The organism is Streptomyces sp. Xyl84 (assembly GCF_059731885.1).
Map to the genome: position 1 here is coordinate 719,067 of NZ_AP029182.1, position 24,641 is coordinate 743,707.

General features: G+C 72.8%; 18 protein-coding genes. 10 read left to right on the forward strand and 8 right to left on the reverse strand.

Features of this window, described 5'->3' with window-relative positions; all coding sequences use genetic code 11:
* Positions 1-32: 32 nt before the first annotated feature.
* Genes glgX through AC6I72_RS03100 form a run of 3 tightly spaced genes read left to right on the forward strand, consistent with a single transcriptional unit; the run spans position 33 to position 5,546 of the window.
* A complete protein-coding gene (gene glgX / locus AC6I72_RS03090) occupies positions 33-2,138 on the forward strand; it encodes a glycogen debranching protein GlgX (RefSeq protein ID WP_497999252.1) in 2,106 nt (701 codons plus the stop codon).
* Complete coding sequence (locus AC6I72_RS03095) at positions 2,135-4,297, forward strand: AGE family epimerase/isomerase (protein ID WP_497999253.1); 2,163 nt, start codon at positions 2,135-2,137, stop codon at positions 4,295-4,297. Before glgX ends, AC6I72_RS03095 begins: the two co-directional genes overlap by 4 nt.
* A gap of 43 nt (positions 4,298-4,340) precedes the next feature.
* Entirely contained in the window at positions 4,341-5,546 is a 1,206-nt protein-coding gene (locus tag AC6I72_RS03100; protein WP_497999255.1) for an IS701 family transposase, read from the forward strand.
* Between the two features lie 195 nt (positions 5,547-5,741).
* Here the strand turns inward: AC6I72_RS03100 and AC6I72_RS03105 are convergent, their stop codons facing one another.
* Positions 5,742-7,496 (reverse strand): ABC transporter family substrate-binding protein, encoded by a 1,755-nt coding sequence (locus tag AC6I72_RS03105; protein WP_497999257.1) that lies wholly within the window; start codon positions 7,494-7,496, stop codon positions 5,742-5,744.
* A gap of 131 nt (positions 7,497-7,627) precedes the next feature.
* Here AC6I72_RS03105 and AC6I72_RS03110 point away from each other — a divergent pair, with 131 nt between their 5' ends.
* The 3 genes from AC6I72_RS03110 to AC6I72_RS03120 are packed head-to-tail and all read left to right on the forward strand — an operon-like array spanning position 7,628 to position 11,582.
* The gene (locus tag AC6I72_RS03110) at positions 7,628-8,608 is read left to right on the forward strand and encodes an ABC transporter permease (protein WP_497999258.1); all 981 of its coding nucleotides are present in this window, start codon (positions 7,628-7,630) and stop codon (positions 8,606-8,608) included.
* Complete coding sequence (locus tag AC6I72_RS03115; RefSeq protein WP_497999260.1) at positions 8,605-9,444, forward strand: ABC transporter permease; 840 nt, start codon at positions 8,605-8,607, stop codon at positions 9,442-9,444. The genes AC6I72_RS03110 and AC6I72_RS03115 overlap by 4 nt, the downstream gene beginning before the upstream one ends.
* A complete protein-coding gene (locus AC6I72_RS03120) occupies positions 9,441-11,582 on the forward strand; it encodes a dipeptide ABC transporter ATP-binding protein (RefSeq protein WP_497999262.1) in 2,142 nt (713 codons plus the stop codon). Before AC6I72_RS03115 ends, AC6I72_RS03120 begins: the two co-directional genes overlap by 4 nt.
* An 88-nt stretch (positions 11,583-11,670) precedes the next feature.
* Here AC6I72_RS03120 and AC6I72_RS03125 read toward each other — a convergent pair whose 3' ends face one another.
* The gene (locus AC6I72_RS03125; protein ID WP_497999264.1) at positions 11,671-11,811 is read right to left on the reverse strand and encodes a hypothetical protein; all 141 of its coding nucleotides are present in this window, start codon (positions 11,809-11,811) and stop codon (positions 11,671-11,673) included.
* A 228-nt stretch (positions 11,812-12,039) separates the two neighbouring features.
* Here AC6I72_RS03125 and AC6I72_RS03130 point away from each other — a divergent pair, with 228 nt between their 5' ends.
* Positions 12,040-13,389 carry a helix-turn-helix domain-containing protein gene (locus tag AC6I72_RS03130; protein ID WP_497999266.1) on the forward strand — a complete coding sequence of 450 codons (1,350 nt, stop codon included), beginning with the start codon at positions 12,040-12,042 and terminating at the stop codon, positions 13,387-13,389.
* Here the strand turns inward: AC6I72_RS03130 and AC6I72_RS03135 are convergent.
* The 6 genes from AC6I72_RS03135 to AC6I72_RS03160 all read right to left on the reverse strand — a co-directional run bounded on the left by AC6I72_RS03135 (position 13,373) and on the right by AC6I72_RS03160 (position 21,480).
* On the reverse strand, positions 13,373-14,737 hold the full coding sequence (locus AC6I72_RS03135) for a phosphohexomutase domain-containing protein (RefSeq protein ID WP_497999268.1): 1,365 nt from the start codon (positions 14,735-14,737) through the stop codon (positions 13,373-13,375). The genes AC6I72_RS03130 and AC6I72_RS03135 overlap by 17 nt on opposite strands.
* A gap of 112 nt (positions 14,738-14,849) precedes the next feature.
* Positions 14,850-16,265, reverse strand: coding sequence for a maltokinase N-terminal cap-like domain-containing protein (locus AC6I72_RS03140; protein WP_497999269.1), 1,416 nt, complete (start codon positions 16,263-16,265; stop codon positions 14,850-14,852).
* The gene (locus AC6I72_RS03145; RefSeq protein WP_497999271.1) at positions 16,262-18,280 is read right to left on the reverse strand and encodes an alpha-1,4-glucan--maltose-1-phosphate maltosyltransferase; all 2,019 of its coding nucleotides are present in this window, start codon (positions 18,278-18,280) and stop codon (positions 16,262-16,264) included. Before AC6I72_RS03145 ends, AC6I72_RS03140 begins: the two co-directional genes overlap by 4 nt.
* Complete coding sequence (locus AC6I72_RS03150) at positions 18,277-18,909, reverse strand: DJ-1/PfpI family protein (RefSeq protein WP_497999272.1); 633 nt, start codon at positions 18,907-18,909, stop codon at positions 18,277-18,279. The genes AC6I72_RS03145 and AC6I72_RS03150 overlap by 4 nt, the downstream gene beginning before the upstream one ends.
* A gap of 3 nt (positions 18,910-18,912) precedes the next feature.
* On the reverse strand, positions 18,913-20,592 hold the full coding sequence (locus tag AC6I72_RS03155) for a thiamine pyrophosphate-binding protein (RefSeq protein WP_497999274.1): 1,680 nt from the start codon (positions 20,590-20,592) through the stop codon (positions 18,913-18,915).
* 48 nt (positions 20,593-20,640) lie between these two features.
* Positions 20,641-21,480 (reverse strand): type 1 glutamine amidotransferase domain-containing protein, encoded by an 840-nt coding sequence (locus tag AC6I72_RS03160; RefSeq protein WP_037859226.1) that lies wholly within the window; start codon positions 21,478-21,480, stop codon positions 20,641-20,643.
* A 284-nt stretch (positions 21,481-21,764) separates the two neighbouring features.
* Between AC6I72_RS03160 and AC6I72_RS03165 the strand changes: the two genes are divergently transcribed.
* The 3 genes from AC6I72_RS03165 to AC6I72_RS03175 are packed head-to-tail and all read left to right on the forward strand — an operon-like array spanning position 21,765 to position 24,616.
* Complete coding sequence (locus AC6I72_RS03165) at positions 21,765-22,187, forward strand: nuclear transport factor 2 family protein (protein WP_497999276.1); 423 nt, start codon at positions 21,765-21,767, stop codon at positions 22,185-22,187.
* 22 nt (positions 22,188-22,209) lie between these two features.
* Complete coding sequence (locus tag AC6I72_RS03170) at positions 22,210-23,796, forward strand: GMC family oxidoreductase (RefSeq protein ID WP_497999277.1); 1,587 nt, start codon at positions 22,210-22,212, stop codon at positions 23,794-23,796.
* Positions 23,783-24,616 carry an ester cyclase gene (locus AC6I72_RS03175; protein WP_497999279.1) on the forward strand — a complete coding sequence of 278 codons (834 nt, stop codon included), beginning with the start codon at positions 23,783-23,785 and terminating at the stop codon, positions 24,614-24,616. The genes AC6I72_RS03170 and AC6I72_RS03175 overlap by 14 nt, the downstream gene beginning before the upstream one ends.
* Positions 24,617-24,641: the final 25 nt, after the last annotated feature.

Consider the following 24,641-nt stretch of genomic DNA (forward strand, 5'->3'; position numbering starts at 1 on the left):
CGCCCCCCTTTGACGCGAAACCGGAGACCACCATGACCGAGACGCCGCAGATCTCGGCGGGACGCCCCCAGCCTCTGGGTTCCACCGTCGTCGACGGCGGAGTCAACTTCTCCGTCTTCTCGGAGCACGCCACCCGTGTCGACCTGCTGCTCTTCGACAAGTGCGACGACCCGCGGCCCTCGCGGACCATCCACCTCCACCCCGACAAGCACCGCAGCTTCCACTTCTGGCACTGTCACGTCGCCGGCATCGGTGCCGGACAGGTCTACGCGTACCGGATGGACGGACCGCGCGACCCCAAGCGGTCGGGCACCCGCTTCGACCACCGCAAGGTGCTGCTCGACCCCTACGCCCGCGCCAACATCAACTCCCGCTGGAACCGCACGCTGGCGATCGGGCTGCAGGACAACGTCGAGACGTGCATGCGCAGCCTCGTCGTCGACCTGGACGACTACGACTGGGAGGGTGACCAGCCGCTGCGCACGCCGATGGAGGACACGGTCATCTACGAGATGCACGTGCGCGGTCTGACGGCGTCGCCCACGTCGCGGGCGGCGAGCCCGGGGACGTTCTCCGCGGTGATCGAGAAGATCCCGCACCTCAAGCGGCTCGGCGTCACCGCCGTCGAACTGCTGCCCGTCTTCGACTTCGACGAGACGCACGTCCTGCGCAACGGTCCGGACGGGACCCCGCTGCACAACTACTGGGGCTACGACCCGTACGGCTTCTTCGCGCCGCACACCGGCTACTGCACCTCGCCCCATCTGAACACGCACATCGCGGAGTTCCGGGACATGGTCAAGGCGCTGCACGGGGCCGGCATCGAGGTGATCCTCGACGTCGTCTTCAACCACACCAGCGAGGGCAACGAGTTCGGTCCGACCATCAGCTTCCGCGGCCAGGCCAACGAGGCGTACTACCACCTGTGGCCGCAGGACCGCAGCCACTACATGGACTTCACCGGCTGCGGCAACGCGGTCAACGCCAACCACCCCTTCGTCGCCAAGTTCATCGTCGAGTCCCTGGAGTACTGGGTCACCGAGCACCACGTCGACGGCTTCCGCTTCGACCTGGCCTCCGAGCTGTCGCGCGGCGACCAGGGCTACGAGATGCCGGTGCCGCCGGTCCTGTGGGCGATCGAACTGTCCAAGGTGCTCGCCGAGACGAAGATCATCGCCGAGCCGTGGGACGGCGGCGGCCTCTACCAGGTGGGCCGCTTCCCCGGCAAGCGCTGGGCCCAGTGGAACGGTCCGTTCCGTGACGACGTGAGGCGCTTCGTGCGCGGGGACGCCGGGGTGGTCGGTGACCTCGCCAAGCGGCTCGGCGGCTCCGAGGACCTGTTCGGTCCGCAGAAGGAACTGCCGACCAACAGCATCAACTTCGTCACCTGCCACGACGGCTTCACCCTCAACGACCTGGTGAGCTACGACCACAAGCACAACTACGCCAACGGCGAGGCCGACACCGACGGGGCGGCCGAGAACTTCAGCTGGAACTGCGGGGCCGAGGGCCCCAGCGACGACCCGGAGGTGGAGCGCCTGCGCGTTCGGCAGATCAAGAACCTGCTGTCGGTGCTGATGCTCAGCAGGGGCGTGCCGATGCTGCTGGCGGGTGACGAGTTCCGCAACAGCCAGAACGGCAACAACAACGCGTACTGCCAGGACAACCCGACGTCCTGGCTGGACTGGGACCAGGCCGACAAGGAGGAGGAGACCTTCGAGTTCGTCCGGCGCCTGATCGGGCTGCGGCGCCGCTTCCGCACCTTCCGTGCACCCCACTTCTACACCGGGCACCTCAACTCACGGCAGCTGCCGGACGTCACCTGGCACGGCACGCGCCTGGAGCAGCCCGGCTGGGAGGACACCAACGCCCGCGTCCTGGCCTGCACGCTCGGCGGGTTCGACGGCGATCCCGACCTCCACCTGATCCTCAACATGTACCACCTGGGCCTCGACTTCGAGCTGCCGCACATCCGCGGCCACCGCTGGCACCGCATCCTGGACACCGCCCAGGCGGGCCCGCGCGACCTCCTTCCGGCCGGCCAAGAGGAGCCGCACGACGACCACACCTTCCACGCCCACGGCCGCAGCGTCGTGCTGCTGGCGGCCCTGTCTGACGCGAAGGACAACCCCCGATGAGTGGATCCGCAGCACGTCGCCGCACGTTCTCCGACACGCTCGCCGGTTACGTCACCTACTTCAGCCCCACCGGTCGCCGCTTCGGTCTGCGCACCTCGGACGACCGTGAATTCACCGTGCACCTGCCCCGCAACGTCGCCTCGCGCATCGTGCGCAACCTCGGCGACGACTACCGCGACACCACCGACGCCACCGTGGACATGCTCGCCGAAGGCCGCTACCTGTTCGCGTACGGCATCTGCTACGAGTGGGAGGACGGCGAGCGGTTCGAGGCGAAGGAGATCACCTTCCCCGAGGAGCACCGCGGCGCCTACGTCTTCGAGCACCCCTCCTGGTGGGTCCAGCAGGCAACCGCCGTCGCCGACTTCTACCTGCGCGGTCACTTCCCCGACGGCAAGTACGACTGGCGCAACTTCCGCACGCACCTGACCCTGCACGGCACGCACCTGCCGGACTTCGACGGCACGGACGTGCGCCAGGAGACCGACACCATCTCGCGGCTCGTGTACGGTCTGGCCACCGCCTACCTGCTGACCGGCGAGGACCGCTTCCTGGACGCGGCCGAGTCGGGCACGGAGTACCTGCGCGAGCACATGCGGGTCACCGACGAGCAGGACGGGTTCGTCTACTGGTACCACGGCATCGACGTCACCCCGACCGGCCAGCGCAAGGTGTACGCCTCGGAGTTCGGCGACGACGTCGACGCCATCCCGATGTACGAGCAGATCTACGCGCTCGCCGGCCCCACCCAGACGTACCGGATCACCGGTGACCCGCGGATCCTGGAGGACATCGACGGCACGGTGAACCTGTTCGAGCGGTTCTTCAGGGACCCGGAGCACGGCGGGTTCTTCTCGCACATCGACCCGATCACGCTCGACCCGCACGCCGACGCGCTCGGCCCCAACCGGTCGCGCAAGAACTGGAACTCGGTCGGCGACCACGCCCCCGCGTACCTCATCAACGCCTACCTGGCCACCGGGCGCCAGGACTTCGCGGCGCTGCTGGAGGAGACCGCGGACACCATCGTCGAGCGCTTCCCCGACGAACCGGACAGCCCGTTCGTGCAGGAGCGGTTCCACGCCGACTGGTCGCCCGACCGCACCTGGGGCTGGCAGCAGGACCGGGCCGTCGTCGGCCACAACCTGAAGATCGCCTGGAACCTGACCCGTATCAAGTCCCTGATCGACAAGGACGGCTACGGGGCGCTCGCCGAACGCATCGGCGAGATCATGCCGGCGGTGGGCAGCGACCAGTTGCGCGGCGGCTGGTACGACGTGGTGGAGCGCAAGGCCGACCCGGACAGCGGCATGCACCGCATGGTGTGGCACGACCGCAAGGCCTGGTGGCAGCAGGAACAGGCGATCCTCGCCTACCTGATCCTCGCCGGCACCACCAACGACCCCGAGCACCTGCGCCTGGCCCGCGAGGCCGCCTCGTTCCACAACGCGTTCTTCCTCGACTACGACGACGGCGGCGTGTACTTCAACGTGCAGGCCAACGGCATCCCGTACCTGCTCGGCACCGAACGGCTCAAGGGCAGCCACTCCATGGCCGGCTACCACTCCCTGGAGCTGTGCTACCTGGCCGCCGCCTACACCGGCCTGCTCATCAGCAACGACACCCTCACCCTGCACTTCCGTCCGCGCCCGGACGACCTGCCCGACCGCGTGCTGCGCGTCGCTCCCGACCTGCTGCCCGCCGGTTCGGTGGAGCTGACCGGGGTGTGGGTGGACGGCGCCCCGTACCACAACTTCGACGCCAAGGAGCTGACCGTCCGGCTGCCCCACGGGGACACCCCGGTGCGGGTGCGCGTCGAGCTGGAGCCCGCGCAGATGCGGCTGCGGATGCGGACCGAGTTCGACGGCGACACCGCGCACGTGCGCTGCGCCGGCGTCATCGACACCGCCGAGCTGGAGAAGTTCCGGCGGATCCTGGCCGAGGTGATGGCGGCCGAGCCGCAGCGCGTGGAGTTCCACCTGTGCGAGGTCACCGCGATGAGCCGGCCGGCCATCAACGAACTCCTCTTCCAGCGCACCAAGGCCGGGCTCGACGTCGACTTCGTCATCGTCGGCTGCGCCCTGCCCGACGTCGCCGACGCCCTGCTCGCCACCGATGCCTTCCTCCTCGAGGGCGGGGACGCGTGCGCCCATGACTGAATCCCTGTTCCAGCCGAATGTTCCGCACCGTCCTGGGAGCACTGTGTCCTCTCCGACTCTCCTCTCCCCGTCCCTGCCCCTGTCCTTCCAGGCCTACTGCGGCGACCTGTTCCGTGAACTGGCCCGCTCCGACCAGCGGCGCTGGGGAGAGGTCTATCTGCGGGGCCTGCTGTCGGTGCCGGGCCGCAAGACGCCCACCCGGATCTCCGAGCACGTGCTCGGGCGGCCCGCCGTGCAGCAGCTCCAGCAGTTCGTGCACCAGAGCCCGTGGGAGTGCGGGCCGGTGCGGCGGCAGACGGCGCTTCGTCTCGCCGGTGCTTTCCCGGTCGAGGCCTGGTCGGTGGACGAGGTCGTCTTCGTCAAGAACGGCGACCGTTCGGTGGGTGTGGCCCGCCAGTACGTGCCGTCCCAGGAGCGCACCGTCAACTGCCAGCTCGCCTGCGCGGTGTCCCTGGTGGGCGCCGGCGGGGGCCTGCCGGTGAACTGGCGGCTGCTGCTCCCGCCCCACTGGGACCGTGACGAGGAGTTACGGCGAGCCGCGCACCTGCCCGCCCACGAGCAGTCGCGGCCCCGCTGGCACTACGTCCTGGAGGCGGTCGACGAGATGACGGAGGAGTGGCTGCTCGATCCGCGTCCCGTGCTCGCGGACTGGCGCCACGAGTCCGAGACCGATCCGCTGCTGTGCGGTCTGGAGGCGCGGGGCCTCGGTTACCTGGTGCAGGTGTCGCCGCGCACCGCCGTCACCATGCCGCGGCCGCACTCGGCGCTGCCCGCGGTGCGCGGCACGGTCGCCGACCTCGCCGCGCACGTGGCCCGGCGCACCGAGCGCACGCCGGTCAGCTGGCAGGACCCGGTGACCGAGCGCAGGCACCGCTCGCAGTACCTGTCCACGCCCGCGCTGCTGTGCGCGCGGCCGGTGGCCGGCCGGGCCGCGACCGCGCACCGGCCGACCCCGCGGCACCTGGTCGCGGACTGGCCCTTCGGGCGGCCCGAGCCGCGCGCCTACTGGCTGACGAACCTGCCGGCCCGGCGGCTCGCCGAGGCGCTGCCGCTGGCCCAGCTGCGGTCCCTGGCCGGTGCGGGGCTGCAACGGCTGCACGAGGACTTCGGCCTCGGTGACTTCGAGGGCCGCTCCTTCCGCGGCTGGCACCACCACGTCACGCTCGCCTCGGCCGCGCTCGGCTTCGCCGCGCTGCGGGCGGCTGCCGCGCCCCGGCCCGAACGGGTGCTGAGCGGGTCCGCGGTCTGAGCGGGCCCGCGGTCCGATCCGCTCGCGGCACCTGTCCGGTGGCGGTCCGCCCGCCACCGGACAGGTGTGTCCGCCCCCGCGCGTCCGGCCGCGCCGCACCCCGCACCGCCGCGTCCGGCGCCCGCACGTACGGCGGCCTCGCACCGGGCACCCGCACATCCGGCTCCACGGTCTTCGGCACCGCCCGCCCCCGGCCTACCGCGTCCGCTCCGCCTCCTCCGTCTTCTGCCTCCTCCTGGTCCTCGCCTTCGTCTCCGCCTTCGTCCAGCCGACCTTCGTCCAGTCGATGTCGCCGAGTCCGGGGACCCCGTAGTTCGCAAGCCCGGTGCGGACCGCCATCACCTGCGGGCGCTGGTACAGCTCGATGTCGTGCCCGATGCGCCAGATCTCGGCGTCCGCCTGGTTGTACAGCGCGGTGGCGCGCTTGTTGTCCAGGGTGCCCGCGGCCTGGCGCAGCAGCCTGTCGACGGTGGCGTCACCGACCCTGCCGTAGTTGAGGAACGACTGTGCCCCGCGCGGCTGTTGGTAGATCGACAGGACGCCGCTGGGGTAGGTGAGGCCGACGAAGCGGAAGATGGCCAGGTCGAAGTTGCCCTGGTCCAGGTACTTCGCGGTGTAGTCGTTGGTGGGGACCTTCACGATGTCGACCTCGACGCCCGCCCGGGCGAGCATCGACTGGACGAGCTGGGAGAGATCGAGGCCCAGGCGGTTGGTGGCGGTGCTGATGACGAACCGGAGCCGCAGCTTCTTGCCGTCCTTCGTGCGCGGTCCGCCGCCCCCGTGCCGTTTCCAGCCCGCCCGGTCCAGGATGCGGCACGCCTCGGCGAGGTCGTAGGAGCCCCAGGGGGCGGAGTGGTCGGCGTACCCGGGCTGGTTGGTCATGAAGATGTGGTTGCCGAGCAGGGGCACGCCGACGGGCAGTCCCCGGGCGGCGACGCCGGCCAGTGCCTGTCGGTCGACGGCCCGCTGGACGGCATGCCTGACCTCGACGTCCGCGAGCGGCCCGGCGGCACCGTTGAGGGCGATGTGCACCTCGTCCCAGGCCGAGCCGGTCCGTATCACGCTGTCCTCGGCGCCCTTCAGCTGGGCGTAGTCCTCGGTGCTGCCTGCGTTGACGGCGTCGATCTCACCGTTGCGGTAGGCCTGCAGGGCGGCGGCGGGCAGCAGGGTGCGCAGTACGATCTTGTCGAGCCGGGGCCGGGCGCCCCACCAGTGGGGGTCGCGGACGACGGTGGCGGTCTCGGTGGTCCTGTCGAGCGAGCCGATCGTGAACGGGCCCGCGGTGACCGGGACCCGGCCGATCCAGCCCTGGTTGAACTGCGCGGGAGTGGTGATCGCGGAGGCCGGGTACAGCGGCGTGAACAACCGCTGCCAGTCGGTGTAGGGGGTGCGGAAGACGATCTTCACCTCATGGGCGCCGTCCGGGCCTTCGCCCACCGAGGCGATCTGGTCGTAGCCGGTGGGGTCGGCGACGTGGTAGCGGTCGTCACCGCGGCCGACGGCCCGCCACTGGGCGGCGAAGTCGGCCGCCGTGAGGGGCCGCCCGTCGGACCAGCGGGCCTTGGGATTGAGTTGGTAGAGGACGGTCTGCGGTGCCGTGTCGGTGACCTTCGCGGACAGGAGGTAGTCGGTGTCGGGGTGCGGGACCCCGGTGGCGTCGCGCCGGAAGAGGCTGGGTTCCACCAGCTGCGCGAGCTGCCACACCCCGTCGGTGGCCCCGTCGACCTGGTGGAAGTTGAGCTGGGTGGGCCAGGCGGAGATGCCGAGGGTGAGCGTCCCGCCGTCGCGGAGCCGGGCGGCCGGCGCGGCGCCGATGCTCTGGGAACCGTACGTCGCCGCCGCGGCGGGCCGTCCCCTGCCCGGTGGGCCGCCCGGACCGCTGCACCCCACGAGCACCGCCGCCACCAGTAGTCCGATGAAGACTGCTCCGACGCGACGTAATCGGCTCACAGGGCCCTCCTGGTCAATGCAAAAGATCACCAAAGGATGCGAACTGACCTACGATTTCGGTCAGTTGAATTTATCATCGACGGGTAACGCGCTCACCAAATCAGCCCGCCGCCCGTCCACCGAGGAGGCTCATGGCCGGCCGTGCGCTCGCGCGCATCGCGCGCAGCGGCGCCCTCCTCCTCGTCTCGGTCCTCGTGTCGTACGTGATCGCCTCGGTGGCGCTCAGCCCGCGCGCCCACTTCGAGAACCGCACCCCCCGGCCGCCCGCCTGGGCGGTCGACCACGAGCTGGCCGCGCTCGGCCTCGACGACCGCACTCCGGTCGTCGTCCGGTTCGGGCACTGGTCGTGGCGGGCGCTCCACGGTGACCTCGGGCGTACGCTCGACGGGGGCTCGGTGAACGCGGAGTTCGGGCGGCGGGTCGGCGTCTCGGTGCGGCTGCTGCTGGCGGGCACGGTGGTGGGGACGGGCCTCGGCGTGCTCGCGGGCCTGTGGGCGGCCGTGCGCAGGGGCCGCCTGCCGGACCATGCGCTGACGGTCCTCTCCTTCCTGGTCCTGTCCGTCCCCACGTTCGTCCTCGCCCTGCTGCTCAAGGACGGCGCGCTCTCCTTCAACCACGGCGTCGGCCACACGGTGATCCGTTACACGGGCGAGTCGACACCGGGCCGCAGGGGCGGCCGGCTGTCGCAACTCGCCGACCACGCCTCCCACCTGGTGCTGCCGACCGCGACGGTGGCGCTCGGCACGATCGCGTCCTTCAGCCGCTACCAGCGCGCCGCGACCCTGGACGTGCTGGCCGCCGACCATCTGCGGGCCGCGCAGGCCAAGGGCCTCACGCCCGGCCGGGCGCTGCTCCGCCACGGTCTGCGGGTCTCGCTCGTGCCGATGACGACGTTCTTCTCCTTCGGCTTCCTCGCCCTGTTCACCGGTTCGGTCTTCGCCGAGCAGATCTTCGGCTGGCCCGGCATGGGGTGCTGGTTCCTGGACGCGGCTCAGGAGGGGGACGTCAACTCGGTCGTCGCGGTCTGTCTGTTCGCGGCCGTGGCGGTGCTCCTGGCGGGGCTGCTCGCCGACGCGCTGGTGCTGGTGCTCGACCCGCGGGTACGCCGGTGACCCGCGCCCTGACGCGGTCCCCGGCCGCGCTCGTGGGCCTCTTCCTGATCGCGTCGCTGTGCCTGTACGCGGCCGTCGGGCCGTACGTGTCCGCCTGGTCCCCCACCGACGTCGACTACGCGGCGCTCAGCGCGCCGCCGGATCCGAGCCACTGGTTCGGCACCAACCGGATCGGGCAGGACGTGTTCGCGCAGACCGCGCGGGGTCTGCAGAAGTCGCTGCTGATCGGCCTGTTCGTGGCGCTGGCGGGTACGGCGTTCGCCGCCCTGGTCGGTACCTGCGCCGGGTACTTCGGCGGCTGGACCGACCGGGCCCTGACGTTCCTGGTGGACGTGTTCCTCGTGGTGCCGGGCTTCCTGGTGCTCGTCGTGGTGGCGCCCGCGCTGCGCCCGGCGGGCTGGGTGGCCTACGCGGGGGCGCTGGCCGCGCTCGGCTGGATGCTCACGGCGCGGGCGGTCCGCGCGATGGCGCTCTCCCTGCGTGAGCGCCCGTACGTGACGGCGGCCCGGCACATGGGCGTACGTCCCCCGGTCATCGTCCGCCGGCACATCCTGCCGCACATGACGTCGTTCCTGATCACCCACGCGACGGTCTCGACGGCCGGTGCGGTGGTCAGCGAGGCGGGCCTGTCCTACGCCGGTTTCGGTGTGCAGCCGCCCGACGTGTCCCTGGGCACGCTGATCGCGGACAGCACGGAGGCCGCGCTGACCTACCCGTGGATGTTCTTCTTCCCCACCGGCATGCTGCTCTGCTTCGTGCTCGCGGTGAACCTGGTCGGTGACGCGCTGCGCCTGGCGCTCGACCCGTCGGCCGCCCGGGCCGGGGTCCCGGCATGAGCCCGGTCCTCGAACTCCGGGACCTGTATGTGGAGTTCGGCCCCGGACTCGTCGCCGTGCGTGGTGTCGACCTCACGCTGCGCCGCGGCGAGGTGCTCGCTCTGGTCGGCGAGTCGGGCGCGGGCAAGTCCCTCACGGCGCTCGCGGCACTCGGTCTGCTGCCGCGCGGGGCGCGGGTGCGCGGCTCGGTGCGGCTGCTCGGCACCGAGCTGGTCGGCCTTCCCGAACGCGACCTCGCGCGGCTGCGCGGCAACCGGATCTCCCTGGTGTTCCAGGACCCGCTGGCCGCGTTCACGCCGGTGCACCGCATCGGGGACCAGATCGGCGAGGTGCTGCGCATCCACGAACGGCCGCGCCCCGGCCGCCGTTCGGCGCGGCGCCGTGCGGTCGAGCTGCTGACCGAGCTGGGCGTCCCCGAGCCGGAGCGGGTCTGCCGCGCCTACCCGCACGAACTCTCCGGCGGTCTGCGCCAGCGCGCCATGATCGCGATGGCGGTCGCGGGCCGCCCCGATGTCATCGTCGCCGACGAACCCACCAGTTCCCTCGACGTCAGCGTGCAGGCCGAGATCCTCGCGGCCCTGCGGCAGGCGCGCGCGGCCACCGGGGCGGCCCTGCTGCTCGTCAGCCACGACCTCGGCGCGGTCGCGGGCACGGCCGACCGGGTGGCGGTGATGTACGCGGGCCGGGTGGTGGAGACCGCCCCGGCGGACACCCTGTTCGCGGGCCCCCGGATGCCGTACACGGTGGGGCTGCTCGCCGCGGCCCCGCGCCTGGACGCGGCCCACGCCCTGACCCAGATACCGGGCAGGCCGCCGGCGCCGGGCGAAGGGAACGAGGGGTGCGGGTTCGCCCCGCGCTGCCCGGTGGCGGGCCCGGGGTGCGCGAGTACCGTGCCCGAGCTGGAACTCGTGCCCGCCGGTGCGCCGCCGGCCGCGGGAGCGGAGGCCCCGGTGCCCCGCCCGCCGGTGCACGCCCGGCCGTCCGCGGCGGGCGGCCACCTGGTGGCCTGCCTGGACCCCGGGGCCACGGCCGCCCGCACTGCGGCGGACCTCTACCCCACCTCTCCCCCGCCCGGCCCCCGCCCCCGCACCCCGGTGCAGGCCTCGCCCCTGAGCGGCAACCCGCCCCTGGACGCGCCGGCCCTGCGGGTCACGGCCCTGGGGGCCACCTACGGCGCCCACCGTGCCGTGCACCACGCCGACCTCCAGGTCCACGGGGGCGAAACCGTCGCGCTGGTCGGCGAGTCCGGCGCCGGGAAGTCGACGACGCTGGCCCGGATCATCGCCCTCTGCGCACCGGAGTCCGGCCGCATCGAGGTCCTGGGACAGGACACGGCCCGGCTCACCCGGTCCGGGGCGCGGCGCCTGCGCGGCCGGGTGCAGATGGTCCTCCAGGACCCCGCGGCGAGCCTGGACCCCCGGATGACGATCGCCCGGATCATCGCCGAACCGCTGGAGGCCCAGGGCGCGCCAGCGGCCCACGTGGCTTCCCGGACGGCCGAGTTGCTGGCCCAGGTGGAGCTGGACCCGCGGACCGCCGGACGGCTCCCGCACCAGCTCTCCGGCGGCCAGGTGCAGCGCGTGGCCCTGGCCCGCGCCCTCGCCGTCCGTCCCGAACTGCTCCTGCTGGACGAGCCCGTCTCGGCGCTCGACGTCTGCGTGCAGGCCGGCATCATCGCCCTGCTGCGCCGCCTGACCTCCGCGCCGGGAAGTCCGGCCTGTCTGCTCGTGTCGCACGACCTCGCGGTGGTGCGGCAGCTCGCGGACCGGGTCGTGGTCATGTACGGCGGCCGGACCGTGGAGTCGGGCACCGTCGACGCGGTGTTCGACCGTCCCCGGCACCCTTACACACGCGCGCTGCTGTCCGCCGTGCCCGTCCTCGGGCCGCGCGCGCGGCGGCCCCGGCCGGTCCGGCCGCTCACCCCCTGGCAGGACGTCGACACGTCCACCGGCTGCGCCTACCGGGGGAGCTGCCCGGTCTACCGCCGGCTCCCGGCGGAGCACCGTCTGCTGTGCGAGCGTGACCTCCCCGCGCCCCCGGCGGCGGACGGCGCCGCCTGCCACTTCCCCCGGACGGACGAGGGGCTGCCCCTCCACAGCCGGCCGGCCCCGGAGGAACACCCCCCTGCTGCCCAGTGATCCGGCAGGGCGTCCGGTGCGCCGGGGCCGGGCCCCGGTTCCCCCCGGGCGGCTCACCGGGACGCCGGTGAGCCGCCCCGGACGCCGGTCAGCAGCAGGCTCCGCCGATCGACGCCTCCTTGCTGACCGGGACCGGCCGGCCGGCTCCGGCGGAATCGATGCGCCAGCCGAGGACCGCGCCTCCGCCCACGCACAGAACCAGGAGGAGTACCAGCAGACTGTTCCTCATCGTCGAGCCCCCCAATCGTCACGCTCTCCTGTGAGTTGACAAGCTGAGTCAAGTATCAGTCACTTCTTTAGTCAAGTAATAGCACGGCAAAGCCCACTGGCCGATTCGGCCGATCTCCCTACTCCCCTCGGGTAAAGGAGACTTGGCACACACCCCTAGGCTTCACAGAGTCACGCTGGTAACTTTGAGTTGTCACACAACTAGTCATAAACTCCGGAAGGAGTCCCCATGGATCACGCCAAGGTGGAACAGGCAGAGGGCCTTGGGGGCCGTATAAGGACCCTTCGGACACGGCGCGGACTGAAGCAGCAGGACCTGGCCTCGGCCGACGCCTCGACGAGTTACATCTCCCTGATCGAGTCCGGCAAGCGGGTGCCGTCACCCGCGGTGCTGGCCGCCATCGCGGAGAAGCTCGGCACCTCGACCGACTACCTGCTGACCGGGGTCGACGACCGCCGCGCCGAGGAGAACCGGCTGAAGCTGGCCTTCGCGGAGATGGCGCTGCGCAACGGGGACAACGGCGAGGCCCTGCAGTCCTTCGGTGAACTCCTCTCCCACCGCTCGACCCTGGACGGTGCCATGATCCGGCGCGCTCTCATCGGCCAGGCCGCCGCGCTCGAGAAGACCGGCCGCCTCGAAGCCGCACTCTCCGTCCTCGACGGCCTGCACCGCGACCCCTCGATCGCCGTCGGCTCCGACGAATGGTGCCGCATCGCCGTCGCCCTGTGCCGCTGCTACCGCGACGCCGGGGACGTCGCGCTCAGCATCGACATCGGTGAACGGGCGGTGGCCCAGCTCGACGGACTCGGCCTCGAGACGACGATGGACCACATCCAGCTCGGCGTCACCCTCATGGGCTCCTACCACATGCGCGGCGACCTGACCCGCGCCCAGCTCCTCGGGGAGCGTCTGCTGCCCGCCGCCGAGACTCAGGGCTCCCACGGAGCGCGCGGCGCCGTCTACTGGAACGCGGGACTCGTCGCGGGCTCCCAGGGGCGGCTGAGCGAGGCGATCGCCCTGACCGAGCGGGCGCTGGCGATGATGGCCGAGGGCGACAACGCGCGCCACGCGGCCATGCTCAGGATGAACTACGGCTCGATGCTCCTCCAGCTGGACCCGCCCAGCCCCGAACGGGCCCTGGAACTGCTGGAGTCCGCGCAGGAGACGCTGGCCGAGGTCGGCAGCGCCAGCGAGCTGTCCCGCTGCGAGCTGAACCTGGCCAAGGCGGAGAAGCAGCTCGGCCACTGGGACACGGCCGCCGCCCACGCGGAGCGGGCGCTCGGCCTGCTCGGCTCCGACTCCCGGGTGCTGTCCGCGCTCGCCCGGACGTACCTCGCCGAGATCTGTCTGCTGCGCGGCGCCCCGGAAGAGGCCGTCCAGCACCTCCAGTCGGCCGCACGCCAGTTGCGGCAGCTGCCGGCCTCCCAGGACTCCGCGCAGACCTGGCGCCACATCGGTGACCTGTGGCGCCACCACGGCAACACCGACGAGGCGCTCAAGGCCTACGACATGGCGCTCACCACCGCCGGCCTGGCCCGCACCCGCGCCCCGGAGGCCGCCCTCACCGACCGGCGCTGACCACCACCTCCACCACCCGGTCCCGCAGCCGTTCCATCGCCGCGACCGTCCCCGCCTCCACGTTCACCCGGACGACGGGGCCGGTCCCCGGTACGCGCACGTTGAACCAGGCGCCGTCGGCCAGCTCGCCGGTCACCCCGTCGAGGTGGTCGAGCGCCGTGCCCTCGGCGGCGAAGTGACGCACCACGCGCTGCAGGGCGGCCAGCGGGTCGGGCACGCGGACGTCGAGCGTCCCGGAGCAGGCGTACCGGTCGTGCCGGGCGGCCAGCTCCGACAGCTCGAGGCCGGACTCGCCGAGTTCCGCCAGCAGGTGCAGCGCGGCCAGCATGCCGGTGTCGGCGTACCAGAAGTCACGGAAGTAGTAGTGGCCGCTGTGCGCCCCGCCGAACGCCGCGTCCTGTTCGGCCATCAGCGCCTTGACGGCGGCCGGCCCGGTGCGCGAGCGCACCGGGATGCCGCCCGCCTCCTTGATGGCGTCGATGGCGGAGGTGCCGGTCAGCAGGTCGTGGACCACCGCGGCGCCCGGCCGGCGGGCCAGTTCCCGCCCGGCCACCAGCGCGATCACCGTGGCGGGCGGCACCGGCTCGCCGCGCTCGTCGACGGCGGCCATCCGGTCCCCGTCGCCGTCGAAGGCCAGCCCGGCGTCGGCCCCCGACTCGCGCACCTTCTCCCCCAGCGCGCCCACGTCGGCCAGGTACGGCGCCCAGTGCGGGAACGGACCCGTCAACTCGAAATGCAGCGGGACCAGTTCGATCGACGGGTGACCGAGGACGAGCGGCGCGGTGCGGGCCGCCGCCCCGTGGCCGGCGTCGACGACGACCTTCAGCGGGCGGATGTCCGCGAGGTCGACGAGCGTGCGCAGGTGCCCGGCGTAGTCGGGCAGCAGGCGGGCGGGCAGCACCGAGCCGGGGCGGTCGGCCAGCGGCGGGCGCGGTCCGCGCAGGCGGCGGCGGAGCAGTTCCATGCCGGTGCCCTCGTCGACGTCGACGGCGCCCGCGTGGCACAGCCGGATCCCGTTGTACGCGGCCGGTGCCCGGTCGGCCGTGATCATGGCGCCGGGGACGTCCAGGCGGCCCGAGACGTAGGACAGGTAGTCGGTGGAGCCCAGGCCCGCGTCGACGACGTCGGCGCCCTGGTCGAGGACGCCCTGGCCGAACGCGTCGGCGAGGCAGGGCGAGGACGCCCGCGCGTCGTGGGCCACGGCGACCGTGCCCGCGCCGGTCAGCTCGGTGAAGGCGGCTCCGGCACGGTAGGCGAGGCCGGGGTCGACCTCGGCGCGGAACAGGCCCCGGATGTCGTACGGGGTCACGATCCGGTCGTACAGGTCGTCCTCGGGTTCAGTGGTCATCGAGGCAGTTCTCCTCAAGGTCGGGGACGGGGCCGCCGGCCGGCTCCGGCCGGTCCGCCCGGCGCCGTCGTCGCGCGGGTTCCCGGCGGGCGCGGCCGGGTGCGGCGTCCCGTCACGTACGGGCCAGCCGGTGCACCGCCTCCAGCGGGATCGGCAGCCAGTCCGGGCGGTGCCGGTGCTCGTAGACGGCCTCGTAGACCGCCTTGTCCGCTTCGAACGCCCGGAGCCGGAGGGGGTGGCAGTGCGGGTCCGTGCCGCCGGCGTCCGCGTAACCGGCCAGGAACGCGCGGCGGTTGCGCAGCGCCCAGGCCCGCGCGCGGCGGGCACGGCGCAGACGGGGTCCCGGGGCGTCGTCCGGATCGCGTGCGCGCAGCGCCCGCAGGCCCGCCTGGGCGGCGTAGTCGAAGGAGCGGAGCATGCCCGCCAGGTCCCTCAGCACCGGCTGCGGGGCGGCGCGTTCGGCGGCGGGACGGGCCGGTTCGCCCTCGAAGTCGATCAGCCGCCAGCCGGACGGCGTGGGCAGCGCCTGGCCCAGGTGCAGGTCGCCGTGGACCCGCTGGGCGAGGACCGGGCAGCCGCGCGCGCCGGCCCGGGCGTAGTCGTCGTAGAGCCGGGTGATCGGGGCTCGGTGGCGGGCCAGCGCCGGCACCTCCCGCATCGCCCGGTCCAGGCGCGCGGTCATCTCGGCCGCCTGGCGTGCGATGTCGTCGGGGGTGAGCAGCACCCGCGGGAAGACGTCGGCCAGCGCCGTGTGCAGCTCGGCGACGGCTGCGCCCAGGGCCCGGGCGTGCGCGGTGAAGCCGCCGGTCGCCGGGACGGTGGGGCAGGTGCCGTCCACGCAGTCGGTGACCTGGCGCACCGCGGCCTGCCAGCCGTCGCCCTCGGCGGGCAGGAGGTCCTCCATGAGCCCGAGGACCAGGCCGGTGGGTCCGCCGAGCAGGGTGCCGTGCAGCCGCGGGGTGCGGGCGCAGCGCGCCTCGGTGAGCGCGCGCAGCGTCTCGACCTCCAGGTGGGGGCCGGGTTCGGGGCGCCGGTAGATCTTGAGCAGCAGCCGGTCGCCGTAGACGACGGCGCTGTTGCTCTGGTCGGCGGTCAGCGGCCGGGGCACCAGGCCCACGGGCAGGGGCATCCGGGTGGCGCGCTGCAGGCGCAGTCCGCCGTCGGTGCCCTGCGCGAGGTGGCGCAGGAGCACCCCCATGAGGGCGGCGTCCTCCGTGGCCTCGTACAGGGTCCAGCCGCGCCGGTCGCCGTCCGGCACCTGTCCGATGGCCGCGCCCGCGAGCCGCCGGGGCAGGTCGGGGCGCAGCCCGAGCAGGAGCTGGTACAGCTGTCCGTCCTGGGTGCGCAGCACGGTGTGCACCAGCGCGGGTGCCTGTTCCCGTACGACGTTCACCACGACCGGGGTGAGGGCCCCGGCGGGGGCGGGGCCGGCCGCGTACCAGCGGCGTGTGCGCAGCCAGGGGCCGAGCAGCGGCAGCAGCGGCGCGAGGTCCTGCCGCGGCCCGGCCTCCGCCGGGGCGAGGGTCATGGCGTCTCCCCCACGGGAACCAGCAGGTGGGCCGGGGTGCGGCCGGGTTCCAGGCGGAAGTACGTCTCGCGGCGCCAGGCGTGGATCTCGCCGGTGAGTTCGTCGCGCATCTTCAGGGAGCCGTCGTCGGGCAGGCCGAGCGCGGCCAGGTCGAAGGCGACGGTGCCCTCGGCCGGGTGGTGCGGGTCGAGGTTGACGACGGCGAGGACGGTGTCGAGCGAGCCGTCGGGCAGCCTGACCTGCTTGGAGTAGGCGACGACCTGCGGGTGCGGCACCGGGTGGAAGCGGAGGTTGCGCAGCTCCTGGAGGGCGGGGTGGGCGCGGCGCAGTTCGTTGAGCCGGGTGATCAGCGGGGCGATGGAGCGGCCCTGGGCCTCGGCCGCGGCCCAGTCGCGCGGGCGCAGCTCGTACTTCTCGGAGTTCTTGTAGTCCTCGGTGCCCGGTTCGAGGACCTCGTTCTCGCACAGTTCGTAGCCCGCGTACATCCCCCACGTCGGGGCGAGGGTGGCGGCGAGCACGGCACGCGTCTCGAAGGCGGGGCGGTCGCCTTCCTGGAGGTAGGCGTGCAGGATGTCCGGGGTGTTCACGAAGAGGTTGGGGCGCAGGAAGTCGGCGCTGTCGTGGGCGAGTTCGTGCGCGTACTCGGTCAGCTCCTCCTTCTCGTTCTTCCAGGTGAAGTACGTGTACGACTGCTGGAAGCCGGCTTGCGCCAGGGCGTGCACCATGGCGCGCCGGGTGAAGGCCTCGGCGAGGAACACCACGTCGGGGTCGCGGTCGTTGACCTCCGCGATCACCCGCTTCCAGAAGCCGACGGGCTTGGTGTGCGGGTTGTCGACGCGGAAGATCCTGACGCCCTGGTCCATCCAGAACCGCAGCAGCCGCACGCTCTCGGCGACCAGGCCCTCGAAGTCCCGGTCGAAGGCGAGGGGGTGGATGTCCTCGTACTTCTTGGGCGGGTTCTCGGCGGGGGCGACGGAGCCGTCGACGCGCTGGGTGAACCACTCGGGGTGCTCGGTGAGCCACGGGTGGTCGGGTGAGCACTGCAGGGCGAAGTCGAGCGCCACCTCCAGTCCCAGCTCCTGCGCGTCGGCGACGAAACGGCGGAAGTCGTCGAGGGTGCCGAGGTCCGGGTGGACGGCGTCGTGGCCGCCTTCCGCGGAACCGATCGCCCATGGCGAGCCGACGTCGTGCTCGCCGGCGACGAGGGCGTTGTCGGGACCCTTGCGGTGGGTGCGTCCGATGGGGTGGATCGGTGGCAGGTAGACGACGTCGAAGCCCATGGCGGCGATCGCGGGCAGCCGCAGCGCCGCCGTGGCGAACGTGCCGCCGACCGGTGGTCCGCCGTCGGTCAGCCGGGCGCCCTCCGAGCGCGGGAACATCTCGTACCAGGCGCCGACCAGGGCCCTGCGCCGCTCGACGAGCAGCGGCAACGGCCAGGAGGAGGTGACGAGTTCACGCAGCGGGTGGCGGCGCAGCGCGGCGACCGCCTCAGGGGCGGCGCTCGCGGCGAGCCGGCGACCGGCCGGGTTCGCCCCGTCGCGCAGGGCACGCGCCACCGCGCGCACCGCGTCCCGGCGCCGGGCGTCCGGGATCCCGAAGGCGGCCCGCTCGTACAGCAGCGCGCCCTCGGCGAGCATCACGTCGACGTCGACGCCGGCGGGGATCTTCACCTCGGCGTCGCGGCGCCAGGTGGCGACGGGGTCGGCCCACGCCTCCACGCTGTACGTCCACCTGCCCGGCGGGCCGGCCACGACGGTGGCCTCCCACCGGTCGGCGTCCGGGTCGACCAGCCGCATCGGGGTCCAGGCCGCGGGCAGCCCCCGCGCGTCCCGCAGTACGAGGTTGGCCCCGATCTCGCCCGAGCCCTCGCGGAACACCGTGGCGCTGAAGGTGAGGGTCTCCCCCGTGACGGCCTTCACGGGCGCGGCGCCGCCGCGCACCTGGGGGCGGACGTCGCGGATGGGTATGCGGTCGCCTACGGGGACGCGGGCGCCGGGGTCCATGACGGCGGTCATCGCGCGCCTCCCAGGGCCGCGGTCCGTGTGGTGCCGCGCGCCCGCGCCGCCCGTTCCCGGTCGCGGGCGGCGATCAGGTCGATGATGGTCCGGGCGAAGAGGTGGCAGTGCGCCCCGGTGCGCCCGGTGACCAGGTCGTCGTCGACGACGACGTCCTGGTCGACGTACCGGCCGCCCATGTTCCGCAGGTCGCCGAGCAGGTTGTTGTGGACGACGGCGCGGCGGCCGCGTACCAGGTGCGGCACCGGTGCCGTCAGCCACATGCCGTGGCAGATGATGCCCTTGACGATGGCCGGGTCCTGGAAGGCGCGGCGCAGGAACCGTGCGGCGGGCGGGAGTTCGTCCGGGTCCTCGGTGTAGCGCAGGCGGTCGGAGACCATTCCGGAGGGGACGATCACCGCCGAGAACTCCTTGAGCGCGAACTCGTCGATGTCCTCGAAGGACTCGCGCACGACGAACGGCATCCGGTGCTCGTGCCCCTGGAAGGTGATCTCGTCCTGGCCCCACATCCGGGACAGGAAGTGCACCTCGGCGCCTTCCTCGGGGAAGCGGTGCTGGTAGTAGAGGATCTCGGGTTCGTAGAAGTCGCTCTCCAGCAGGATCGCGATCTTGTGCCCCTTCAGTCGCACGGCTCACTCCTGCCTTCCGCGTCCGGTGACCAGGTCGACCAGGAAGGGGCCGGGGGTGCCGAGCGCCTGCTCGACGGCCGCGGCGGCCTGGTCGGGTTTCTCGACCCGGACGCCGGGGACGCCCAGGGATCGTGCCAGCGCGACGAAGTCGATGGCCGGCGTGGACAGGTCGAACATCTCCGGCTGTTCGTGCGCGGTGACGCCGACGCTCTTCCAGTACTCCTCGATGTTGAGTTCGAGGAGCCTGTAGCTGCTGTTGTTGCAGATGACGAACTTGGCGCCGATGCCGTGGCGGGCCGCGGTCCACAGCACCTGGATCGTGTACAGGGAGCCGCCGTCACCGGTGAATCCGACCACCGTGCGCTCCGGGTGGGCGAGCCGGGCGGCGATGGCGCCGGGGATGCCGACGCCGAGGGAGCCGCCCCTGGTCTGGTGCCAGTGGCCGGGCCGCGTCGGCGGCAGGTGGCGGCTGAGGTCGGGGGAGGCGGTGAGGGCCTCGTCGAAGACGACGGCGTCCTCGGGGAGCCGGCGGGCCAGCTCCTGGAGGAAGGCCGCCGTGGGCAGGGCGTCCGGGGCGAACGCGGCCGCGTCGCCGCGCCGTGCCTCGGCCAGTTCGCGGGAGCGCTGCGCCGACCGCCGGGCGAACCACTGCTCGGCGCGCGCCCGGGCCCGCGGGTCCATCCGCCGTTGCAGCGCGTGGGCGAGGCCGTCGAGCGTGCGCTTCGGGTCGGCGGCGATGCCCAGGCCGACGGGGAAGTTCTTGGCGATGGCGTCGGTGTCCAGGTCGATGTGGACGACCGGGACGCCGTCGGCGAAGACGCCGTCGAGGGCCGGGTAGACCTCGGGCAGCGCGTAGGTGCCGACGATCAGGACGGCGTCCGCGGCGGCGGTGACCTTGCGGCTGCTGTCGCCGAACATGTGGCCGAGCTGTCCGGCGTAGGCGGGGTGGGCGGCCGACAGGTTGACCTCCGCCCAGTCCGCTCCCCACACCTCGGCGCCCCAGGTCCTGGCGAGCCGGCCCAGTTCCTCCTGGGCGCCCGCGAAGTGGACGCCGTCGCCGGCGATCACGATCGGCCGCTCGGCCGCCGCCAGGAGCCCGGCCGCCCGCTCCAGCACCTCGGGGGCGGCCGTGGCCGAGACGTCGACGTAGGAGGTGGGCACGGCGGGTTCACCGGTGTGGCGGTCCATGACGTCGGCCGGCAGGACGACGAGGACCGGTCCGTACGGCGGGGTCGCCGCCACCTTGAAGGCGCGGCGCAGCACCCGCAGCGCCGACTCGGGGTCGACCACCCGCGTCGCCCACTTGGTGACGGGCTCGGCCATGGCGACCAGGTCGACGGCCATCTGGGCGTCCATGGCGTCGTAGCGCAGGCCCGCCTCGCCGGCGACGGCCACCAGCGGGGCGTGCCCGCGCCGTGCCTGGTAGAGCATGCCGACCGCGTTGCCGACGCCGACGCCGGTGTGCAGCTGCATCACGGCCGGGGTGCGCGTGGCCCGCGCGTAGCCGTCGGCGAGGCCGACGACGCTGGACTCCTGGAGCGCGAGGATGTACTCGATGTCCGGGAAGTTGCGCAATTCGTCGAGGAAACCCTGCTCGACCGTGCCGGGGTTGCCGAACATGTACCGCACCCCGTCGGCTCGCAGCTGTTCGAGGATCGCGACCCGCGCGGGCCTGCTGACCATGACGTGCACCTTTCTGCGAAGGCTTACGTGGCTGCCGTGCGGTCGGGGTCAGTCGTCGGCCCGGAAGCCCCACTGACGCAGGCCGTCCTCCAGGACCTCGACGAGCTTCTGGCCCGTCAGGTAGGAGTCGGGCGTCGAACGGCCCGTGATGAACGGGTAGTCGACGATGACGGACGTCTCCTTGCCGAAGTTGCCGTGGAAGGCGCCGCCGGGCGCGGTCGCGTCGCGCAGGATGTACTCCAGCGGGTAGGGCGGCGGGCCGATGACGAAGTCGGTGCCCATGAAGCCGGTGCCGTCCTTGTAGTCGTACTCGATGCAGTGCCCGGTGACGTGCTTGCCGCGGATGATGGAGACGCGGTCCTCCTGGTCGCGGGCGAAGGCGAGCGGCGCGACGCCGTAGCACTCGGCGGCGATCGGCATGTCCAGGGCGTGGAAGGCGAGGATCAGGTCGTGCACCCGCCAGTTGTTGGCGAGGTCGACGATGGGTCCGGAGCCGCCGACGATGAGCAGGGCGTCGTAGCGGTCGGCGATCTGGTCGCGGATCTGCTCCAGGCGCGTGTTGTACGCCTCCCAGTCGCGCAGGAAGTACGGCTTGGAGCGGTAGGGCCGGTCGGGCAGCCAGGACGACAGGTCGAGCGGGCCGTCCAGGCGCGGGGAGCTGTCGATCGCGCGGACCTTGGCGGCCATCTCGGGCGTGGTGACGGAGCGGCCGAGCGGCGGGTCCACGTAGTCGGGGTCCATGCTCGGCGGCAGGGCGACCGGACGCTTGCCGGTGGGCGTGGCGAAGGTGACCTGGTAGCCGGCCTTGTCGAAGGTCTCCAGCGGGCCGATCAACTCCTCGCCCCAGTAGCCGTATTCGGACAGGACGACGAGGATGCGCTTGCTCATGGGGTGTCCTCTCGTGCGACGCGGGTCGGATGGGACCGGTCGAACTCATGTCTACGTTCCGCGGGCCGGGCCCGGCACGGGCGGCCGTCCCGGTCGCCCCACATCCCGAAGTGGGTGCGTGCACTACGCCATTTCGCCCGCCGACGTCGGCAAGCCCGCCGGCCGACCTCACGCAATGCGCGCGCCGGGCGTCCGGGCCGGGCGGTGGCCCCGGCCGCCGTGGCCCAATCGACCGGGACACCTCCGGATGACACCGGACACTCCTTCAGCGAGAGGGACTTGGCATGACGACCGCACAGAGCCCGCGGACGGAGCCCGGCCAGGACGTCGCCGCGTTCGTCCAGCACTGGTACGACATCCTGAGCAGCCACGAGCCGGTCGAGGACCTGCTGCCGCACGTGATCGACGACGGCCTGGAGATGGCCTTCCCCGAGCGCACTCTGCGCTCCCACGCCGACTTCCGCGACTGGTACGCGGCGGTGGGCGAGAGCTTCGGCCCGCAGAGCCACATCGTGGAGAAGCTGCGCACCCACGAGCACGACGGTCTCGTCGACGTCGAGGTGACCGTCGTGTGGACCGCCAAGAACCTCTCCGACGGCAGTGTGTCGGCCCTGCGCATCGACCAGACCTGGCAGCTGGTGCGCGAGGGTGCGGGCGGTGCCTTGCGCATCCGCACCTACCACGTCGGCGCCCTGAACCCGGCCTGAGCCGGCGATGCGGGAGGTTCCCATGTCGTACGACTACGTCGTCGTCGGCGCCGGCAGCGCGGGCTGCGCCGTGGCGAGCCGGCTCAGCGAGGACCCGGACGTGACCGTGCTGCTCCTGGAGGCGGGCGGCTGGGACGAGCGGCCGGAGATCCACCGCACCGACGCCGCTTCCCTGCTCGCCCTGCTGAGCAGCGAGTGGAGCCCCACGATCGACTGGGGCTACGCGACCGAGCCGGAGTCCGCTCTCGGCGGCCGCCGCGTCCCGGTGGCCCGCGGCAAGGTGGCGGGCGGCTGCAGCTCCGTGAACGCTCTGATGTGGGTGCGCGGCAGCCGCCACGACTACGACGGCTGGGCGGCGCTGGGCAACCCAGGCTGGTCGTACGCGGACGTCCTGCCCGCCTTCCGCCGCGCCGAGGACTACGACCGCGGCGGCGACGCGCTGCGCGGCAAGGGCGGCCCGGTGCGGGTGCGCGACCACACCGCTCCCACGCCGGTCGCCGAGGCGTTCGTCGCGGCCACCCGCCGGCTCGGCTTCGACGCGCCGGGCGACGACTACAACGGCGAGCGGCAGGACGGCTACGGCTTCCTGTACCAGACGACCCGCACCGACGACGGGACCCGCGCCTCGACCGCGACGGCCTACCTGCGTCCCGCGCTCGACCGCCCCAACCTGACCGTGGCCACCGGCGCGCACGCCACCCGGCTGCTGCTGGACGGCACCCGTGCCACCGGTGTCGCCTACGTGCGGGACGGGCAGCGGCAGCAGGCGTGGGCGGACGAGGAGGTCGTGGTCTGCGCGGGCGCCTTCGAGACGCCGAAGCTGCTGATGCTCTCGGGCATCGGGCCGGCCGCGCACCTGCGCGCGCACGGCATCGGTGTCGTCCAGCACCTGCCCGGTGTCGGCGGCAACCTGCAGGACCACCTGTTCGTGCCGGTGTGCTACCGCTCCCGCGAGGAGCACCCCGAAGGGGCACTGCTGGCCGAGGCGGGCCTGTTCACGCACACCCGGGGGGACGGGGAGGACCGGGCTCCCGATCTCCAGTTCACGTTCGGGCCGGTCAAGTTCCTCGCCCCCGACGCGCCCGCCGGCCAGCACGCCGGGCCCGGCTTCACGTTCGCGCCGATCGCGCTGCTGCCCGAGAGCCGCGGCCGCCTGCGGCTGCGCTCCACCGACCCGGCGGCCCCCGCCGTCGTGCAGGCGGGCTACCTGACGGCGGCGGCCGACGTGGACGTCCTGGTGCACGGGGTGCTGCTGGCCCGCGAGCTGGCGCACACCGCGGATTTCGACCGGCTGCGCGGCGAGGAACTGGGGCCCGGTGCGGGCGTGCGCGACCCCGGTGAGCTGCGCGCCTACGTCGCCGATCGGGCGACGACCCTGTGGCACCCGGCCGGCACCTGCCGCATGGGCACCGGGCCGGACGCGGTCACCGACCACGAACTGCGCGTGCACGGCATCACCGGGCTGCGGATCGCCGACGCCTCCGTGATGCCGGTGATCGTCGCGGGCAACACCAACGCGCCCAGCGTGATGATCGGCGAACGCGCGGCCGAGCTGATCAAGGACTCCCACCACCGACGGACCGAGGAGACCCACCATGCCCACCTCTGAGAGCACCGCCGAGAACTCCCCGAGCGTCGCGCTGTACCGGCGCTTCCTCGACGCGTTCAACGCCGCCGACTACGACGCCGTGGCCCAGGTCATCGGCGAGGACTTCACCGACCACCACCCCGGATTCGAGATCAAGGGCCTGGACGACTACCTGGCCGCGCTGCGCGCCGCCCACGCCACCTGGGGCCTCAAGGGCGAGCTGCAGGAGGCGCTGCCCGTCGGCGCGGAGGGCGGCGACAAGGTCGTCACCCGGGTCAGGCTGACCGGGACGCACGGGGCCACGGTCTTCGGCTTCCCGGCGACCGGACGCCCGGTGGAGTGGACCACCACGGAGATCTGGCGCGTCGAGGACGGCCGGTTCGTGGAGCGCTGGGCCCAGGACGACCTGCTCGGCCTGCGCGAGCAGATCTCCACCGACGCGGCGAACCTGGCGACCGTGCAGGCGGTCAGCGACGCCGTGAACGAGCGCCGCTACGACGACCTGGACGAGCTGTTCGGCCCCACGTTCCGGGACAACAACCCGGCCTGGGACGTGGCGAGTCTGGACGAGCTGAAGGTCATCATCAAGGCCGCGCACGACGCCCTGGACTTCACCGTGCACCTGGACGCCCTGTACCCGGCTGCGCCGGACAAGGTGATCATGCACATCACCTTCCACGGCAAGCACGTCGCGCCGTTCTTCGGCCAGGAACCCGACGGCCGCGAGGTCTCCTGGACCAGCCTGGAGGTCTACCGCCTGGAGGACGCCAAGGTCGTCGAGCGCTGGGTGCAGGCCGACACCGCGGGCCTGATGCGCCAGCTCGGCGTGGAGCTTCCGTGACCCGCGCAACCCGCCGATCCCGTAC

What these genes read in the sequence shown, in the direction of transcription:
- glgX (WP_497999252.1), top strand. Translation starts at nt 33, where the DNA reads ATGACCGAGACGCCGCAGATCTCGGCGGGACGCCCCCAGCCTCTGGGT.
- AC6I72_RS03095 (WP_497999253.1), top strand. Translation starts at nt 2,135, where the DNA reads ATGAGTGGATCCGCAGCACGTCGCCGCACGTTCTCCGACACGCTCGCC.
- AC6I72_RS03110 (WP_497999258.1), top strand. Translation starts at nt 7,628, where the DNA reads ATGGCCGGCCGTGCGCTCGCGCGCATCGCGCGCAGCGGCGCCCTCCTC.
- AC6I72_RS03120 (WP_497999262.1), top strand. Translation starts at nt 9,441, where the DNA reads ATGAGCCCGGTCCTCGAACTCCGGGACCTGTATGTGGAGTTCGGCCCC.
- AC6I72_RS03125 (WP_497999264.1), bottom strand. Translation starts at nt 11,811, where the DNA reads ATGAGGAACAGTCTGCTGGTACTCCTCCTGGTTCTGTGCGTGGGCGGA.
- AC6I72_RS03130 (WP_497999266.1), top strand. Translation starts at nt 12,040, where the DNA reads ATGGATCACGCCAAGGTGGAACAGGCAGAGGGCCTTGGGGGCCGTATA.
- AC6I72_RS03135 (WP_497999268.1), bottom strand. Translation starts at nt 14,737, where the DNA reads ATGACCACTGAACCCGAGGACGACCTGTACGACCGGATCGTGACCCCG.
- AC6I72_RS03140 (WP_497999269.1), bottom strand. Translation starts at nt 16,265, where the DNA reads ATGACCCTCGCCCCGGCGGAGGCCGGGCCGCGGCAGGACCTCGCGCCG.
- AC6I72_RS03145 (WP_497999271.1), bottom strand. Translation starts at nt 18,280, where the DNA reads ATGACCGCCGTCATGGACCCCGGCGCCCGCGTCCCCGTAGGCGACCGC.
- AC6I72_RS03155 (WP_497999274.1), bottom strand. Translation starts at nt 20,592, where the DNA reads ATGGTCAGCAGGCCCGCGCGGGTCGCGATCCTCGAACAGCTGCGAGCC.
- AC6I72_RS03160 (WP_037859226.1), bottom strand. Translation starts at nt 21,480, where the DNA reads ATGAGCAAGCGCATCCTCGTCGTCCTGTCCGAATACGGCTACTGGGGC.
- AC6I72_RS03165 (WP_497999276.1), top strand. Translation starts at nt 21,765, where the DNA reads ATGACGACCGCACAGAGCCCGCGGACGGAGCCCGGCCAGGACGTCGCC.
- AC6I72_RS03170 (WP_497999277.1), top strand. Translation starts at nt 22,210, where the DNA reads ATGTCGTACGACTACGTCGTCGTCGGCGCCGGCAGCGCGGGCTGCGCC.
- AC6I72_RS03175 (WP_497999279.1), top strand. Translation starts at nt 23,783, where the DNA reads ATGCCCACCTCTGAGAGCACCGCCGAGAACTCCCCGAGCGTCGCGCTG.